This is a genomic window from Luteolibacter luteus (assembly GCF_012913485.1).
GTDB classification, from domain to species: domain Bacteria; phylum Verrucomicrobiota; class Verrucomicrobiia; order Verrucomicrobiales; family Akkermansiaceae; genus Haloferula; species Haloferula lutea.
On sequence record NZ_CP051774.1, the window covers coordinates 3,679,453 to 3,694,315 of the forward strand.

The window sequence follows — 14,863 nt, forward strand, 5'->3', positions numbered from 1 at the left end:
ACCACGGCGCTATGTTTTTAACAAAGCTCACCCTTCCCCACCCATGAACATACTCGTCACCGGCGGTGCCGGATTCATCGGATCAAATCTGGTCCACTACCTCCTCGGGGAGGCCTCGTCCGAATTGGGCGTGCCCATCGACAAGGTGGTCAACCTCGACAAGCTCACCTACGCGGGCAACCGGACCAGCCTCGAGGATCTCGATTCGGATCCCCGCCATGTCTTCGCTCAAGGTGACATCTGCGACGAGAAATTCGTCAGCGCCCTTTTGAAGGAGCACCAGATCGATGCCGTCATGCACCTAGCCGCAGAGTCGCATGTCGATCGCTCCATTGACGGCCCGGAAGCCTTCATCATGACCAATGTCGTGGGCACCTTCCGGCTTTTGGATGCCTTCCGCAAATACCTGGCAGAAACGGGTCGAACCAAGTTGCCGAATTATGGCAAGTCGATCGCCGATGGGGGCGAATCCGCCTTTCTCCACGTCTCCACCGACGAAGTTTTCGGTTCGCTTGGTCCTTCCGACCCGATGTTCTGCGAGAGCACTCCTTACGCGCCGAATAGTCCTTATAGCGCCTCGAAGGCCGGTAGTGATCACCTCGCACGTGCCTATCATCACACTTATGGGATGCCGGTGATTACCACGAATTGCTCCAACAATTACGGGCCCTATCAGTTCCCGGAAAAATTGCTCCCGCTGATGATTCAGAAGACCCTTCGCGGAGAATCCCTGCCGGTCTATGGGGACGGCTCGAACGTCCGCGATTGGCTCTACGTGGAAGACCACTGTCGCGGCCTCGCCATGGCTCTTGTCCGCGGCACGATTGGCGAAACCTACGTGATTGGCGGCAAGAACGAGATGCGGAACGTCGATGTGGTAAAGGAACTCATCAGGACCGTTCACGAACTCGCCCCCGAAAGTGCCACCAAGACCGCCGATGAACTCATCACCTACGTGAAGGATCGTCCTGGTCATGACCGCCGCTATGCGATCGATCCTTCCCGGATCGAGAATGAACTCGGTTGGTCCCCTCGTGAAAACTTTGCTTCCGGCCTGCGCAAGGCCGTCCAGTGGTACCTCGATCACCAGGAGTGGATCCGCGGGATCGAGGATGGCAGCTACCGTGGCGAACGACTCGGAACCCTTGCCTGATTCCTCCCATGGTCTACATCGATAAAAGCCGCTTCTCCCAGACGCCTGAAGATCTCGCCATCCGCAAAGGCATTATCCTGGCGGGTGGCACCGGCAGCCGCCTCTTCCCGATGACCCACTCGGTGAGCAAGCAGCTCATCCCGGTCTATGACAAGCCGATGATCTACTACCCGCTCACCGTGCTGATGCTCGCGGGCGTGAAGGAAATCCTCGTCATTTCCACACCGCGCGATCTGCCGGGCTTTCAGCACCTCCTCGCCGATGGCTCGCAGTGGGGGCTGGAGATTTCCTACGCGGAGCAACCAAAGCCTGAAGGGCTCGCCCAAGCCTTCCTCATCGGTGAGGAGTTCCTCGCCGGAGAGCCGGTCTGCCTTGTCCTTGGCGACAACCTTTTCTACGGCCACGATCTCGCGAAGTCCCTGCTCGCCGCGTCTCGTCGCAAGGACGGGGCTACCGTTTTCGGCTACCACACGAACCAACCCGAGCAATACGGCGTGGTGGAGTTCGATGCCGCCGGGAACGTCGTCTCACTCGAAGAAAAGCCCGCGAAACCGAAATCGAATTACGCGGTCCCAGGGATCTACTTCTACGATGACAAGGTGGTTGAAACCGCCAAGTCGCTGAAGCCATCCGCGCGGGGCGAGCTCGAGATCACCGACCTCAATCGCGTCTATCTCGAACGGGGTGATCTTCGCGTCGAGCTCCTCGGGCGCGGCACCACCTGGCTCGATACCGGCACCCCGGATTCATTGGCGGATGCGACCCAGTTCGTACAGGTCATCCAACAGCGCCAAGGCCTGAAGATTGCCTGCCCGGAAGAAGTTGCCTTCCTGCAAGGACGCATCGATCGGGACAAGCTGAACGAATCGATCAAGAAATACGCCAAGACTCCCTATGGTGAATATCTCGCTACGCTCTGAGTCCATGTCCGAGACCAATCAAGATCGGTGGGCCGGGCTTAAGCCGGAGGCGCGTGCGCTTCTTGAAACCCGCGACTATTCAAAATCCGACCTCGCCCTGCGCCTTGGCACCAGCGGCGTGAACGCTTCGGAGGCCATCGACGGCCGTGCCAGCTTGGGCGAGGCATGGATTCCCGGTGTCGAGCTCTTCAAACGGCGTGTCTATCAGCAGAAGGGAAGGGGATACTTCGGTGAACTTACGCGTCTTACCGAGGGAACCCTCGACCGTATCGGCCTCGCGCCGCGCCAATGGGCATCGGCGCTCATGCATCGTGATAGCGCGAAGGGATTTCACATCCATCCGCCCTTCATTCCGGCAGGGGAAGAACCTGCGGCCTGGTTCCAGAAGCTCTACGTCGGGTCCTCGGATGACTACTCGCTGCGTCCCTACGACCGGGAGCAATGGGACGTCATGTTCTTTCTCACTGGCATTTGTGAGATGCTCCTAGTCGATGAACGGGCGGGCATGCCTCGCCGCGTCATGCGCTTTGTTATCCCCGGTGACAGTCGCTCCGGACCGGACAATGCCGCGGTGGTGATCCCTTCGGGCGTCGCTCACGCATTGCGCAATGTCGGTAACGAAGACCTGATCATGGTCTATGGCACCAGCACCGTCTTCAATCCCGAGTGGGAAGGCCGCATTGTGAGTGATGTCGAAAAGGCCCCGCTTCCCCCGGATTGGGATCGTTACATCGCCCGCCAGTGAAATGTGAGATGTGATCGCTATGCAGGCAGAAGGCCGGCTCTCGCGCCGGAAGTTCACCGTTCCTTGGAGATCGGAGGATCTCCCCGGGAGCCATGGCGAGACTCGTGCCCGCGCCTGCCAACGCCCGCTGCTCGCTTCTTCTGACCATTCTCTCCATCGCCTCGCGGGGTGGCTGCGCCACGAGGAATCACGAAAGCGGCAGCCGGAAAAATCTCGTCTGCCGGGTGGCGAGGTGATAACTAACAACATAAGGCCCGGAACTACCCGTGCCTGAGAAAGTAGACCGGACCTCATCACCAATCTGCACCTCGGGCATACCTCCCCCGATTCACCCCCACTCCCGAACCTACATCGATGAAAACAACCCCAGCAACCCAAGCCGGCAATCCACCCCGCCTCCGCAGTGCCCTCCTTGCTGCCCTGACCGGCGTCATGGCACTTGTGTTCGCGTTTGCTTTCACTGGCTGCGAAAGCGCCGAGCCCTACACTCCGATCCCCGCGGAAGCCTACTCGGCACGCCCTGCTGGCACGCTGAACGCGGGAGACGTGATCCGCGTTTCCTATCCCGGTGCCCCGGAACTCAATACGGTCCAGAAGATCGAGGCTAACGGAAAGGTCAGCCTGCCTACCATTGGTTCCGTTACCGCTCAGGGAAAAAGCGTCGCCAGCCTCCAGAGCCAGCTGACCGGGCTTTATCAGAGCCACCTCCAAAATCCCACCGTCCTCGTCGCCGTGGAGACCGCTGCTTCCGGCGTCTATGTCTCCGGTGAAGTCGTGAAGCCCGGCAAGATCGCCCTCGACCGCCCTATGACCGCTTTCGAGGCCATCATGGAAGCGGGCGGCTTCACCAAGTTCGCCAATCCCAAGCAGGTCGTGGTGGTGCGCAATGTAAACGGCAAGCACCAACGCTATGCCCTCAACCTGAGCGATACCCTCAGCGGGGCGTCGAGCAGCGCCTTCTACCTCCGTCCCTACGACACGATTTACGTGAAGCAGAGCCGCTGGTAATCGTTTTCCTCTGAAAACCGGAAGACCGCTCCTGATTTTCGGGAGCGGTCTCTTTGTTTCGTGGTGTTGGCTTTTGCCGGTTCCTAGAGAGGGGCAGTTGATTCGCTCACCAGTCGGTAGAAGCGTTTCGTTTTTCCGCCTGAGCCGGGATCGGAGACCGAGATCTGGCCGCTTTCGTTTGGCTCCACGGCGATCAGGCTCCAGGTGATCATGTCGCTGGAGGCATAGACCAGGATATTGGTGTCCGGCTCGCCCTCGATGTGAAAGGAGAGCGTGTGATCCGGGTTCACGATCACGCGGCTCACCTTGAAAATTTCCGGCAGAGCTGCGCCGTTCACCACCAGCGAGGCCGGACCAGCACTTGCGGCAGTGCTACCGCGGCTCAGGTCTACGGAGTAGGTGCCGCTATCGGCCGGATCCAGATTGGTTAGGATCAGGGTGGCGGAGTTGGCCCCGCTTAGTGCCACGCCATTCTTTTTCCACTGGTAAGAAACCGGACCGGTGGCCACGGCTGAGACGGTGAAGGCTGCCGCCTGCCCGGCATTCCGTATTTGGCTCACGGGATTGCCGGTCACGGTAAGGACATCCCCACTTCGGGCCAAGGTATCGTTGGGCACAAAGTTCGGGTCGGACGTTAGTACGATCCGGTCGATCTGGGCGTGCTGCTCGCGCGCCCTGAATCGGAGTGAATGACCTCCAGTCGTCAGGGAATAGACACGCGGGGACAGCACTGTCGCGCCTGTAGGCGCAGGAGAGGCCGGAGGAGGAATGAAGATTTTCTTCCACATCCAATTGCCGCTGCGGACGCCGATCAGCGGATCCGGTGCGCCGTAGAAATGGAAAATCTCCTCATCCGTCGTCCCATCCATCGCGATATAGATCGAGTCGCTGCTGGAAGTTCCTCCCCGGACCCGGCACCAGACCTGATATTCATCGTCGGTCGGCACGTTGAAATTCACGCTGATCGAGCCGGCGATGGGATAAACCGGGCAGCTCACGTAAGTCGTGCCGGACTCCGTGGTCTTGGCGAAGGGAGAAGTCATTTGCCCGCTTTCCGCCTCCACCAGTATCATCCGTGTGCTGGTGTCTTGGGCTCCCGGCTCGGCCACGTAGGTTAGACTCACCTCGGCCGAAAAGAGGCTTTCTTGCCCCGCGGTATTGTACGCAGTTACCGCGCAGAAGTAGGTCTGCCCCGAAGTCAGGCTCGTCAGCACCGCCTCCAGCGCGTTCCCGACATCGAGAACCCGGGTATATTGGCGCGTGGACTCTCCCCAATAGATCTTATATCCCGAAATATTTTCTTCGGAATTCCGGTCCCAAGCGACACTTGCAGAACCGGGGGAAATCGCTCCTAGAACAGGATCGGAGAGGGAAAGGATCGCCAGTGCCAAACGCAATAGCGGCACGGCAAGATGTTTCGATCCTCTTATAAATGACATTAATCGAATATAAAAATCAATAGATTTGAAAGAAAGCCTTAAATTATTTGTTAGGTGGCGGCTCCTTTCTGTCATTGATTTGCAAGGCCCTTTGCCCGGTGAGTGGGCGTAGGGAGAGGCTCAAGCTGCTTATAAGAGGGGATGCCTGTCTAAGTCGGCGATGACCGGAATCTTTATCCACGCGATCGATTGGATTTTCACAAGAAGACACAAAAGGCCGGGAAGGTATCCCCTCCCGGCCTTTTTGCGTTTTCGGGGAAATGGAAACCCCCGGTTTACCCAGTAAAGTTAAGAATTAATTCATCCACCCGGAAAGACAGTGACTCCCGGTGCGCTTGCTTCCCGCCCGCCGACTTTCGGCAAGGAACCTAGTCGTCCTTGCTCCTGTTCTTCCCGCAGGCAATGCCACGCCCGGGCAGCGCCTAGAGCGAGCAGGGCATGCGGTGCGAAGGACAGCCCCAGCCGGACCGCCGCCGCTGCAACTCGTGGAAGCGGCAAACTTCTTGCGAGGTAGCCAACTGCGAAGGCGATCCCCACTGCCCCCAAGGGCCGACGGACGATCATGGATTCCACGTCGGCTTGGACCTCGCGAGCGCGGGCCTTGCCTTCAGAAATCTTGGTCTCGACCCATTGGTCGGCATCGAGACGTTCACGCGGTGAGACGTTCATGGAAATAGGGAGGGGGGTTGGGATTACCAACGGGAGCGGAGTTTCGACATTTCGCGGGTCACACGATCCACGGTTTTTCCATCGCGCAAGGTATCATAAGCGTGATGCAGCCCTTTTCTTGCGGCAGGAATCACCGATTTTTCGATCATCCGGGTAAAACGTTCCCCTCTTGTACGACGGTGACCGCCTCGGGAGAAAAACAAGACCCCCAAAGCAACCCCGGCCACGGCGAAGCCCGCAACTTCTGCCAGAGGCATGGTCCTCAAGCGCCTTCCGGCACCCCTCAAGACTTCGCCCAACTGCACGCCCAGCGGTGCCTGATGAAGTTCATTCCAATGTTGTTCCGAGTCCACCATGCGGCTCTCGGCATTCTCATCGATCGATAGTGGTTTCATGGCTGATCCTACCATCGCACGATATGGGCCACCGCCAATCGATACTGCGCAAGCTTTTCCAAACGAGTCCCTTAGGTCGCTTGCCAGAAAGGCTCCCCGCTGCTTCAAAGGTGCGACTTACCCCTCCCTCCAAGAAGCAGCGGCGCAAAATGCACAACCTATTCAGCGTGCGGTCAGCAAGAGCGCCCCGATGATTCCTGCCTGTTGTTCCAGATGAGGTGCCACGATGTAGGGCTTGTGCTGGATCGGGGCGAAATACCCCGCGGCGATCTCGTTCAAAAGAGTCTCCACCTTTTCGTGGAAGCCTTCCGCTTGGGACACGCCGCCGCCGATGATGACACGTTCGGGAGCTACGATTCCCACCAGCGAGAGTGCTCCGTGAGCGAGATACCAAGCTTCCGTGTTCCAGGCCGGATGATCGGGCGGAAGTTCGTGGGCAGGCTTGCCCCAGCGCGCGGCCATGGAGGGACCGCTGGCCAGCCCTTCGAGGCAATCGGCATGGAAGGGACACACTCCCGCGAAGTGGTCATCCGGTTTGCGTGGCACTTTTAGATGCCCGAATTCCGGGTGCAGGGTTCCGTGGATCAAATGCCCTCCGCTGAGGATCCCGGCACCGATTCCGGTGCCGATCGTGATGTAAGCCACATCCTCCATCCCGCTTGCGGCACCGATCCGTGCCTCGGCCAGAGCAGCGGCATTCACGTCAGTCTCGATGGTGACTTGCGCTCCGGGGAAGGCCTCATGCAGCGCGCCAATGATCGAGTAGTCGGCCCAGCCCGGCTTGGGTGTGGCGAGTAGCTTGCCATAGTTGCCGTGACGAGGGACTACTCCCAGCGGGCCGAAAGCCGCCACTCCGATCGCGGATGGCGTGCCCCGTTCGCGTAGCCAGCCCGTCGCCCGGCTAAAAGTTTCTTCCGGCGTGGTTGTGGGAAAACGCCACTCTTCGGTGACGGCCCCTTCTCCGGTTCCGGTTGCGACGACGGTTTTCGTTCCTCCGAGCTCGATGCCTGCGATCATGAATCTATCTGGCGTCCGCGGCGGCAGCGAGTGCCTCGCGCGTGAGACGAGTGATCTCAGACCACTGGCCCTCGTTTACCAGCGATTTCTCTACCATCCACGATCCTCCGATCGCCGCGACGATGGGGAGCCTCAGATATGCCTCAAGCAGTGCGGACGTGATTCCTCCGGTCGGCACGAATTTCACGCCGGTGTGGGCGTAGGGTCCCGCCAGTGCCTTCAGCATGGCGGTCCCGCCCGCGACCTCGGCGGGGAAGAATTTGAGCAGCTTGCAACCGAGAGACAGCGCCTGCTCGACCTCGCCCGGCGTCATCACCCCGGGTGAAAATTGCAGTCCGGCCTCCCGCGCTTTGGTCACAATCTTCGGGTTGAGACCCGGCGCGAGCCCGAAGACCGCTCCCGCATCCCTCGCGCGCGACACTTGGTCCTCGTCCAGCAGCGTTCCCGCACCGAGGAGAATCTCGGGAAAGGTTTTCGCGATCCGCCGGATTGATTCCTCCGCCGCCGGGGTGCGGAAGGTGATCTCCATGATGTCGAGCCCGCCTGCCAGCAAGGCCTCGGCAAGGGGTTCAGCGGAGCCCGCGTCATCAAGGACGACGACGGGGACAATGCGCTTGGCGAGCACGCGTTCGATCATGCAGGGGTCTCCTGCTGGATTTCCGACTTGAGTTCAAATATGAATTTGAAATTCATCAGTGAAATCAGATGAGCAAGCTTTCGATACCCTCCGAAGAGCGCCGCTATGGCGCGCCAGCCTTGGACAAGGGGCTCGATATTTTGGAGCACCTCTCCCATGAGAGCTTGCCGCTTGGCCAACTCGAGATCGCGCGGGCATTGGGCCGCACGCCGGGCGAGATCTACCGGATGCTGATGTGCCTCGAAGAGCGTGGCTACGTGATGCGGGACGAAGGCAGCGGAAAATTCCGCCTTACCTTGCGACTCTACGAACTAAGCCATCGTCAGAATTCCACCACCCTGCTGAGGAAAGCGGCGCGCTTGCCAATGGAGTCGATCGCCGAAACCGTCGGCCAAGCCTGCCATCTCAGCGTGATGAACGGCCCCATGCTGCTGGTGCTGATGGAGCGCATGCCCGCCTGCCAAGTTTGCCTGGCGGTTGGAGAAGGCTCGCGGATGCCCGTGCTGCAGTCCACCTCGGGGAAGCTATTGCTCGCGAACTGGCCTGAAGCTGAAGCCTTGGAATTTCTGGACCAGCTTCCCGATTTCCGGGACGCCTCGAAGGCCTATCGGCACAAGCTTTTACAGGCCTTGGCGGACCTCCGCGGAGCCGCTCATTGCCATGTCTCCAGTAGCACGACGGAAGGCGTGGCTGACATCGCCGTGCCGGTCGGCGTTCCAGGCTCTGATGTCGCTGGAGCTTTAGTCATCTCCTATCTCTCCGGAACGAAGAGCGGTGAGAAGAATTATCCCCGCTACTTGGAGGCTCTCAAGGCAGGGGCAAACGAAATCAACCGCAACCTGGGGATCGCCTGATGAACGCGACCGACAATCGGAAAGAAATGTCCCGTGCTGCTGCGGGTCCGGTCAGCCAGCGGGACATCGCCCGGCATTTCGGGGTGAGTCACGTGACCGTCTCGCTTGCCCTGCGCCATAGCAACCGTGTTTCGAAATCGCTGGGCGACCGGATCCGTGATCACGCGGAGGCAGTCGGCTATCAGCGCGATCCGCTCCTCGCCGCACTTGCCGCCTACCGCTATCGGAAATCGCGACATACCATCCGCGGTGTCGTTGCGTGGATCAATGCATGGCCCGATTCAGGCCGGATGCTTCTTGATCCGTGCATCTCCCGCTATTGGCAGGGAGCAAGCGAAGCTGCGACGGAATCTGGCTATCGCCTCGAAGAGTTCCGGCTCGGCACGGATCTGAGCGCGGAGCGGCTGCATCAGGTCCTGAGGACCCGAAATATCCAAGGGATCCTCTTGCCGCCTCATTCACCTGTCACGGATTGGCATGGGTTGCCATGGGAGGACTATGACATTGTCGGCCTCGGCTCATGGGAACATGGCCCGCGGTCGCAGCGTGTCATGCCCGCCATAAAGGCGAATCTTTCCATGGCGCTCGGAAAGATCACTGCTGCCGGATATGCCCGCATCGCCTGCGTCAGCGGGAACTCGGTTCTACGGGAGTCTGGCTACTGCATGGAAGAGTGGCTTCCTTCGATGAAGCGCCATGTCGAGGTCCCCTTCCTCGATCTGGCCGAAGTTTCCGGGGAAGCGGCCGTCCGCCTGGCAGGGGATTGGATCCGCCGGAACCGGATTGAAGCCGTTCTAACAGATCACGTGCCTTTGGCCCGCTCCTTGAGGGAGGCCCGATTCCCGGTCGTTACCATGAGCGCCAGCGAGGGATCAAAGTTGACGGGGGTCGATCCGGAGTTCGAGGAGATCGGCCGTACCGCCGTACGTATGCTCGACTCGCTCACCAGCGAGGGAACTGGCGGACCCGCACGTCTCTTCCGGCAAGTCGCCATTGAAGGTACTTGGCGCGAGGGGAGCAGCTTTCCGGGCTGACTAGCGTGCCTTCTTTCTTGCGGGTGGCTTGGCTGGCTTCAGCGGCAAGCTGATGCCATCGATCCAAGTGCCTTCGACAAGGATTTGCCGCATGAGCGAGGGGATGCCGCGGGTGCCGTCGTTGATCAGGGCGTTCAAAGTCAGGAAGCCGACCCGCCCGGTTTCTTCAGGATTCTGGTTGATCCCGCTGTCGATCCCTGTGTCCAGCACCGTGGTGGCCGCGAGCCCGATCTCCCCGGGGCAAGAGATTCCGGCCTTCTTGAGATAAGAGGAAACGCCAGGCAGATCCGTATAAATGGCGTCCACCCCATGGTCCTTGATCCAGGCTGCCAATCGGGCGGATGCCGGTCCCGCAGCGAACTCGCCAAGATGCAGGATCGGAACACGACGCGATTCATCTACTTCGCGCTGGGCTGCCAGGAAACCCGCCTCGAAAAGATGGCCATTCCGGCGCAGGTCGCCCCCTGTGGTCACAAAACCGATTCTCTCGTAACCCCGCTCGCTCATCGTTGCGAAAGCCCGCAAGGTGTTGCCGACTTGATCGGAGGTCACCAGGTGTGCACGCGGAAAGCGGAGCGAGCGCCCGAAGCGCACCACGGAATACTCCGACCAAGGAAAGTCCTCCCAATTCGGCTCATGGCGATGCGGCGGCAGGAGCAGGCCGCGAATATCCCGCGTGGAAAGAATTTCGTGGAGCCGTTGGGGACTGAGGTTCGTTCCTCCGATCCGGAATTCCTCAAGGCGGTAGCCGAATTTTTCCGCCGCCGCGTGGGCACCCTTCCAATAGAGATCGAATTCACGGAAGCTCCGCAGCTTGTCCGGCTCGGGCCAAGCATTGATCCAAGCAATGGCCGAGGTAATGGGATGATCCGATTTGCCCCGCCGGTAGTTCGCCAGCGCCGCGAGCATGGGATCAGGGCGATAGCCGAGACGTTCCGCCGTTTCCTGCACCTTCATCCTCATCTCTGCCGAGATCCGCGGATGATTTCGCAGTGCCAGCGACACGGTCACATGCGTCACGCCGACTTCCTTTGCGATGTCCCGCAGGCTCACGCGCTTGGGCGAAGAATCAGGGGAAGTGCTCATGGCTACCTGAAACATCCAGTGTAACCCTTACGGCCGGGCGAGCGAAATGTATGACAACTGGATCTCTTCGTCCTTGAGAGAAGCCTTTTGCCAAGCCGCCTTCGGAGCAAAAAAAAGAGGCACCTTTAAAAGGTGCCTTCTTTATCACCGAACCTCTCTCACTGAGAGAGGATGGTGGGCAGGGCTGGATTCGAACCAGCGAAGTCGTAAGACAGCAGATTTACAGTCTGCCCCGTTTGGCCGCTCCGGAACCTACCCTTTGTTTCGGCGGGGACGGAGAACTAGGGGGGAGGGCGGTCTTTGGCAAGGGAAAATCCGACTTTGTTAGATCCGCCCGACCCTCTTTTTCCCGCGAGTTTACCAGAGGGTTCGCCCCCCGTTGACAATCAAGGTTTGGCCGGTGAGGAAGGAAGATTCGTCCGCCGCGAAAAAGCTCACGGCGTGAGCGATGTCCGAGGGCTTTCCCCAGCGTCCGATCGGGATTGTGGAAAGGTAGCTGGCCTTGGTCTTTTCCGGCACGTCATCGTGGCGCTCCACCGGGATCCAGCCGGGTGCCACCGTGTTCACGGTGATCCCGTGGGGAGCCAGCTCGTTCGCCATCGAGCGGCTCCAGCCGATCTGCCCGCCCTTGGCGGCCACGTAGGCGCTGAATTCCGGGACTCCGGCGTGGAAAACCTCGCTGGTGATATTGATGATCCGGCCGCTCTGGCGCTCCTTCATCCGCGGGATCAGGCGCTTCGCCAGCAGGAAGGGGCTCTTGATGAAGGCGTCCACCATCGATTGGTGATCTTCCCAAGTGTAGTCCTCGAGCTTCTTCATGGGTTGGAAGGGGGTAGCGTTTGCCACGACCACATCCACGTGGCCGAAGCGGGCCTCGATCTCGCTGGCCATGCGGTTCACCTCGCCCTCGTCCATGACGTCGCCGGTCACCAGCATCGCCTCGCCTCCGGAAGCCCGGATTCCGGCGACTACCGCTTGGCCAGCTTCCTGGCTGGAGACGCAATTGACCACGACCTTCGCTCCCGCGGCCGCCAAGGTTTCTGCAATGATGCGACCGAGCCCTCGGCTCGATCCGGTCACCCAGGCGACACGGCCGTCCAGGCGGAATGGGTTTTTGACTACCGACATGTGGATAAGATGTAACGAAGTGGTCTTACGCGGCCAAGAGTCAACCGCGTTTCAAAATGACGCAGGTAGTCGAATTGCGTGCAATTCGCGTCATGCAGCGGCTCCGATACCCGGGAAGGGATTGAGGAGTCGGCACATTGGCTCGTTTGATTTGCGTTTCTAAAGAAACCGGGCGCTGACAAAGAGGGGCTTTTCGTGGGGTAATCCGGACCGTGAACCGGACGCTGGCAGCCCTCTTCCTTATCTTTCCTCTCTTGGCCGCGCGGGCCGCGGAGAAGCCGAATGTGCTCGTTCTCTTTGCCGATGACATGGCGTGGAAAACCGTGCGCTCCCTTGGCCATGAGGATATCGACACCCCGAATCTCGACCGTCTCGCCGCCCGTGGGACCACATTCACCCACGCCTACAATCCGGGTGGCTGGCATGGTGCGATCTGCGTGGCCAGCCGGACCATGCTGATGACCGGTCGTCCCCTGTGGCAGGCGAAGGCCGCCGAGCCACGTCTTGGGCCCGATTTCGTTGAGCGTGGCAAGATGTGGCCGCAGCAGATGGCAGCCCAGGGTTACCGGACCTGCTTTGCCGGGAAGTGGCACATCGAGACGCCCCACAAGCCGCTCTTCAATCAGGTCGGCCATTTCCGGAAGGGCGGCATGGCACCCGACGCCCAGAACGCCTATTTCCGTCCGGAGGAAGGCAAGCCGGATACTTGGAGCGCCAGTGATCCGAAAGAGGGCGGCTTCTGGACCGGCGGCAAGCATTGGAGCGAGGTCATGGTGGATGACTTCACCGGCTTCCTCGGCGATCCCGATCCGCGGCCATGGTTCATGTATCTCGCCTTCAATGCGCCTCATGATCCCCGCCAGTCGCCGCAGGAGGTGCTCGATCGCTATCCTCTTTCGCGCGTGAAGCTGCCCGCGAATTTCCTGCCGCTCTATCCGCATCGCGCGGCCATGGGGGCGGACAAGGGCCTGCGGGACGAGAACCTGGCACCCTTCCCGCGGACGCCTTACGCCGTCCAGACCCACCGCCGGGAATACTATGCGGCCATTACGTTCCTGGATACCCAGGTCGGGCGCATCCTCGATGAGCTGGAGAAGAGCGAGGCGGGGAAGAATACCTTCATCATCTTCACCGCCGACCACGGCCTCGCCTGCGGGGAGCACGGGCTGATGGGAAAACAAAATCTCTATGATGCCAGCGTGCGCGTGCCCTTCATCGTCGCCGGACCGGGCGTGCCTGCCGGTGCGAAGATCGATTCGCCCGTCTATCTGCAGGACGCCATGCCTACCACCATCAAGCTTGCCGGAGGCATGGTCTCCGCGGACGTCGGCTTCTCCGACTTGAAGCCGCTCTGGGAGGGGAAGGGCCAGCCCCGAGACGCTGCTATCGGTGCCTTCCGCGATCTCCAGCGGATGATCGAAAAGGACGGGAAGAAGCTCATCCTTTATCCGCAGGCGAAAGTGATGCGAGTCTTCGACCTGAAGAAGGATCCCGATGAGATGAATGACCTCGCCGCAACCGGCGAAGGAAAGGCCTTGGCGGTGCCGCTCTTCCAGCGTTTGCTGGAGATCCAGCAGGAGACCGGCGATCCCCTCGATCTGCGTCCCTCCTTCCCTGATCTGGCGGTGACGGTGGACGGCGAAAAATCCCGTTAAATCCACGGTTTTGTGGTTTTCATGGCCGGGCAGGACCTCCTAGCGTCCGCGCCATGGCTATCGACGTGTCCTTGCTTGCCCGTGTCTGTGAAGCTCCCGGCGCGCCGGGATTCGAGAAGCTCATCCGCGAACTCGTCCTGGAGGAGATCAAGGATCTCGCCGATGAGATCCGCGTCGACAACATGGGCAACGTGGTCGCCCTGAAGAAGGGCAAGTCTTCCGCCAAGCGCGCGATGGCCGCGGCGCACATGGACGAGATCGGTTTCATCGTCACCCACGTCGATGACAAGGGCTTCATCCGCTTCAATCCCCTCGGCGGCTTCGATGCGAAGACCCTCACTTCCCAGCGCGTGATCGTTCACGGGAAGAAGGACATCATCGGCGTGATGGGCTCGAAGCCGACCCACATCATGCAGCCGGAAGACCGTAACAAGCCGGCCAAGATCACCGATTACTTCATTGACACCGGCTTGCTGAAGAAGGAGGTCGAGAAATTCGTCGAAGTCGGCAACCCCGTCACCCGCTGGAGCCCGCTGCTTGAGCTCGGCGAGTGTGTGAACGTGAAGTCCCTCGACAATCGCGTGTGTGTCTTCCTGCTGATCGAGGCCCTGCGCGCGCTGCAGAAGAGCAGGAAGAAGCCTGCCTACGACTTCTACGCCGTCTTCACCGTTCAGGAAGAAGTCGGTCTCCGCGGTGCGAATGTCTCCGCCCTCGAGATCAAACCGGACTTCGGTTTCGGTCTCGACACCACCATCGCCTACGATGTTCCCGGCTCCACACCGCAGGAGCGCTGCACCGCGCTCGGTGAAGGTGCCGGTATCAAGATCATGGATAGCTCCGTGATCTGCGATTACCGCATGGTTGCCTTCATGAAGAAGACGGCGGATGCCCACAAGATCAAGTGGCAGCCGGAGATCCTCGCTGCCGGTGGCACGGATACCGCGGGTCTTCAGCGCATGGTTCCCGGCGGTTCCATCGCCGGTGCCGTTTCGGTTCCCACGCGCCACATTCACCAGACCATCGAGACGGTGAACAAGAATGACCTCCAGGCCTCCATCGATCTGCTGGTTGCCTGCGTCTGCGAGTTGGACAAGGGCGATTGGAGGTTCTGAGGTCACACCGT

The 14,863-nt window shown here is 60.2% G+C and carries 16 protein-coding genes and 1 tRNA gene; 9 read left to right on the forward strand and 8 right to left on the reverse strand.

The genetic code is table 11. The features are described from left to right. Positions 1-43 precede the first annotated feature (43 nt). From rfbB to HHL09_RS15220, 5 genes are all read left to right on the forward strand, one after another. Complete coding sequence (gene rfbB / locus HHL09_RS15200) at positions 44-1,153, forward strand: dTDP-glucose 4,6-dehydratase (protein ID WP_169455476.1); 1,110 nt, start codon at positions 44-46, stop codon at positions 1,151-1,153. A gap of 8 nt (positions 1,154-1,161) precedes the next feature. Next, the gene (rfbA, locus tag HHL09_RS15205; RefSeq protein ID WP_169455477.1) at positions 1,162-2,073 is read left to right on the forward strand and encodes a glucose-1-phosphate thymidylyltransferase RfbA; all 912 of its coding nucleotides are present in this window, start codon (positions 1,162-1,164) and stop codon (positions 2,071-2,073) included. Positions 2,074-2,077: 4 nt separating this feature from the next. Next, positions 2,078-2,818: a cupin domain-containing protein gene (locus HHL09_RS15210; RefSeq protein WP_169455478.1), complete on the forward strand. Its 741-nt coding sequence runs from the start codon at positions 2,078-2,080 to the stop codon at positions 2,816-2,818. Between the two features lie 92 nt (positions 2,819-2,910). Then, entirely contained in the window at positions 2,911-3,054 is a 144-nt protein-coding gene (locus tag HHL09_RS15215; protein WP_169455479.1) for a hypothetical protein, read from the forward strand. A 118-nt stretch (positions 3,055-3,172) separates the two neighbouring features. Further along, a complete protein-coding gene (locus tag HHL09_RS15220) occupies positions 3,173-3,826 on the forward strand; it encodes a polysaccharide biosynthesis/export family protein (protein ID WP_169455480.1) in 654 nt (217 codons plus the stop codon). 83 nt (positions 3,827-3,909) lie between these two features. Here the strand turns inward: HHL09_RS15220 and HHL09_RS15225 are convergent, their stop codons facing one another. From HHL09_RS15225 to eda, 5 genes are all read right to left on the reverse strand, one after another. Further along, the gene (locus HHL09_RS15225; protein WP_169455481.1) at positions 3,910-5,232 is read right to left on the reverse strand and encodes an immunoglobulin domain-containing protein; all 1,323 of its coding nucleotides are present in this window, start codon (positions 5,230-5,232) and stop codon (positions 3,910-3,912) included. Positions 5,233-5,565: 333 nt separating this feature from the next. Next, positions 5,566-5,934: a hypothetical protein gene (locus HHL09_RS15230; protein ID WP_169455482.1), complete on the reverse strand. Its 369-nt coding sequence runs from the start codon at positions 5,932-5,934 to the stop codon at positions 5,566-5,568. Between the two features lie 23 nt (positions 5,935-5,957). Further along, the gene (locus tag HHL09_RS15235) at positions 5,958-6,329 is read right to left on the reverse strand and encodes a hypothetical protein (protein ID WP_169455483.1); all 372 of its coding nucleotides are present in this window, start codon (positions 6,327-6,329) and stop codon (positions 5,958-5,960) included. A 162-nt stretch (positions 6,330-6,491) separates the two neighbouring features. Then, the gene (locus HHL09_RS15240; RefSeq protein ID WP_169455484.1) at positions 6,492-7,346 is read right to left on the reverse strand and encodes an ROK family protein; all 855 of its coding nucleotides are present in this window, start codon (positions 7,344-7,346) and stop codon (positions 6,492-6,494) included. A 4-nt stretch (positions 7,347-7,350) separates the two neighbouring features. Next, positions 7,351-7,983, reverse strand: a complete 633-nt coding sequence (gene eda / locus HHL09_RS15245; RefSeq protein ID WP_169455485.1) for a bifunctional 4-hydroxy-2-oxoglutarate aldolase/2-dehydro-3-deoxy-phosphogluconate aldolase — start codon at positions 7,981-7,983, stop codon at positions 7,351-7,353. A gap of 68 nt (positions 7,984-8,051) precedes the next feature. Here eda and HHL09_RS15250 point away from each other — a divergent pair, with 68 nt between their 5' ends. After that, positions 8,052-8,837 (forward strand): IclR family transcriptional regulator, encoded by a 786-nt coding sequence (locus HHL09_RS15250; protein ID WP_169455486.1) that lies wholly within the window; start codon positions 8,052-8,054, stop codon positions 8,835-8,837. Between the two features lie 26 nt (positions 8,838-8,863). After that, positions 8,864-9,871, forward strand: a complete 1,008-nt coding sequence (locus HHL09_RS15255) for a LacI family DNA-binding transcriptional regulator (protein WP_169455487.1) — start codon at positions 8,864-8,866, stop codon at positions 9,869-9,871. Here HHL09_RS15255 and HHL09_RS15260 read toward each other — a convergent pair whose 3' ends face one another. The 3 genes from HHL09_RS15260 to HHL09_RS15270 form a co-directional block, all read right to left on the reverse strand. Then, positions 9,872-10,957 carry a LacI family DNA-binding transcriptional regulator gene (locus tag HHL09_RS15260; protein ID WP_169455488.1) on the reverse strand — a complete coding sequence of 362 codons (1,086 nt, stop codon included), beginning with the start codon at positions 10,955-10,957 and terminating at the stop codon, positions 9,872-9,874. It abuts the gene before it with no gap. A gap of 172 nt (positions 10,958-11,129) precedes the next feature. Then, positions 11,130-11,215: transfer RNA gene (locus HHL09_RS15265), tRNA-Tyr, on the reverse strand. Between the two features lie 99 nt (positions 11,216-11,314). Continuing rightward, positions 11,315-12,085 carry an SDR family NAD(P)-dependent oxidoreductase gene (locus tag HHL09_RS15270; RefSeq protein WP_169455489.1) on the reverse strand — a complete coding sequence of 257 codons (771 nt, stop codon included), beginning with the start codon at positions 12,083-12,085 and terminating at the stop codon, positions 11,315-11,317. Between the two features lie 212 nt (positions 12,086-12,297). On the opposite strand from HHL09_RS15270, the gene HHL09_RS15275 reads away from it, so the two are divergent. Both HHL09_RS15275 and HHL09_RS15280 read left to right on the forward strand, forming a co-directional pair. Further along, entirely contained in the window at positions 12,298-13,740 is a 1,443-nt protein-coding gene (locus HHL09_RS15275) for a sulfatase family protein (protein ID WP_205760853.1), read from the forward strand. Between the two features lie 53 nt (positions 13,741-13,793). Next, entirely contained in the window at positions 13,794-14,852 is a 1,059-nt protein-coding gene (locus HHL09_RS15280) for a M42 family metallopeptidase (protein WP_169455490.1), read from the forward strand. The last annotated feature ends 11 nt before the right edge of the window (positions 14,853-14,863 follow it).

What these genes read in the sequence shown, in the direction of transcription:
- HHL09_RS15255 (WP_169455487.1), top strand. Translation starts at nt 8,864, where the DNA reads ATGTCCCGTGCTGCTGCGGGTCCGGTCAGCCAGCGGGACATCGCCCGG.
- HHL09_RS15215 (WP_169455479.1), top strand. Translation starts at nt 2,911, where the DNA reads ATGGCGAGACTCGTGCCCGCGCCTGCCAACGCCCGCTGCTCGCTTCTT.
- HHL09_RS15240 (WP_169455484.1), bottom strand. Translation starts at nt 7,346, where the DNA reads ATGATCGCAGGCATCGAGCTCGGAGGAACGAAAACCGTCGTCGCAACC.
- HHL09_RS15210 (WP_169455478.1), top strand. Translation starts at nt 2,078, where the DNA reads ATGTCCGAGACCAATCAAGATCGGTGGGCCGGGCTTAAGCCGGAGGCG.
- HHL09_RS15230 (WP_169455482.1), bottom strand. Translation starts at nt 5,934, where the DNA reads ATGAACGTCTCACCGCGTGAACGTCTCGATGCCGACCAATGGGTCGAG.
- HHL09_RS15280 (WP_169455490.1), top strand. Translation starts at nt 13,794, where the DNA reads ATGGCTATCGACGTGTCCTTGCTTGCCCGTGTCTGTGAAGCTCCCGGC.
- HHL09_RS15250 (WP_169455486.1), top strand. Translation starts at nt 8,052, where the DNA reads ATGAGCAAGCTTTCGATACCCTCCGAAGAGCGCCGCTATGGCGCGCCA.
- HHL09_RS15220 (WP_169455480.1), top strand. Translation starts at nt 3,173, where the DNA reads ATGAAAACAACCCCAGCAACCCAAGCCGGCAATCCACCCCGCCTCCGC.
- HHL09_RS15235 (WP_169455483.1), bottom strand. Translation starts at nt 6,329, where the DNA reads ATGAAACCACTATCGATCGATGAGAATGCCGAGAGCCGCATGGTGGAC.
- HHL09_RS15260 (WP_169455488.1), bottom strand. Translation starts at nt 10,957, where the DNA reads ATGAGCACTTCCCCTGATTCTTCGCCCAAGCGCGTGAGCCTGCGGGAC.
- rfbA (WP_169455477.1), top strand. Translation starts at nt 1,162, where the DNA reads ATGGTCTACATCGATAAAAGCCGCTTCTCCCAGACGCCTGAAGATCTC.
- eda (WP_169455485.1), bottom strand. Translation starts at nt 7,983, where the DNA reads ATGATCGAACGCGTGCTCGCCAAGCGCATTGTCCCCGTCGTCGTCCTT.
- rfbB (WP_169455476.1), top strand. Translation starts at nt 44, where the DNA reads ATGAACATACTCGTCACCGGCGGTGCCGGATTCATCGGATCAAATCTG.
- HHL09_RS15270 (WP_169455489.1), bottom strand. Translation starts at nt 12,085, where the DNA reads ATGTCGGTAGTCAAAAACCCATTCCGCCTGGACGGCCGTGTCGCCTGG.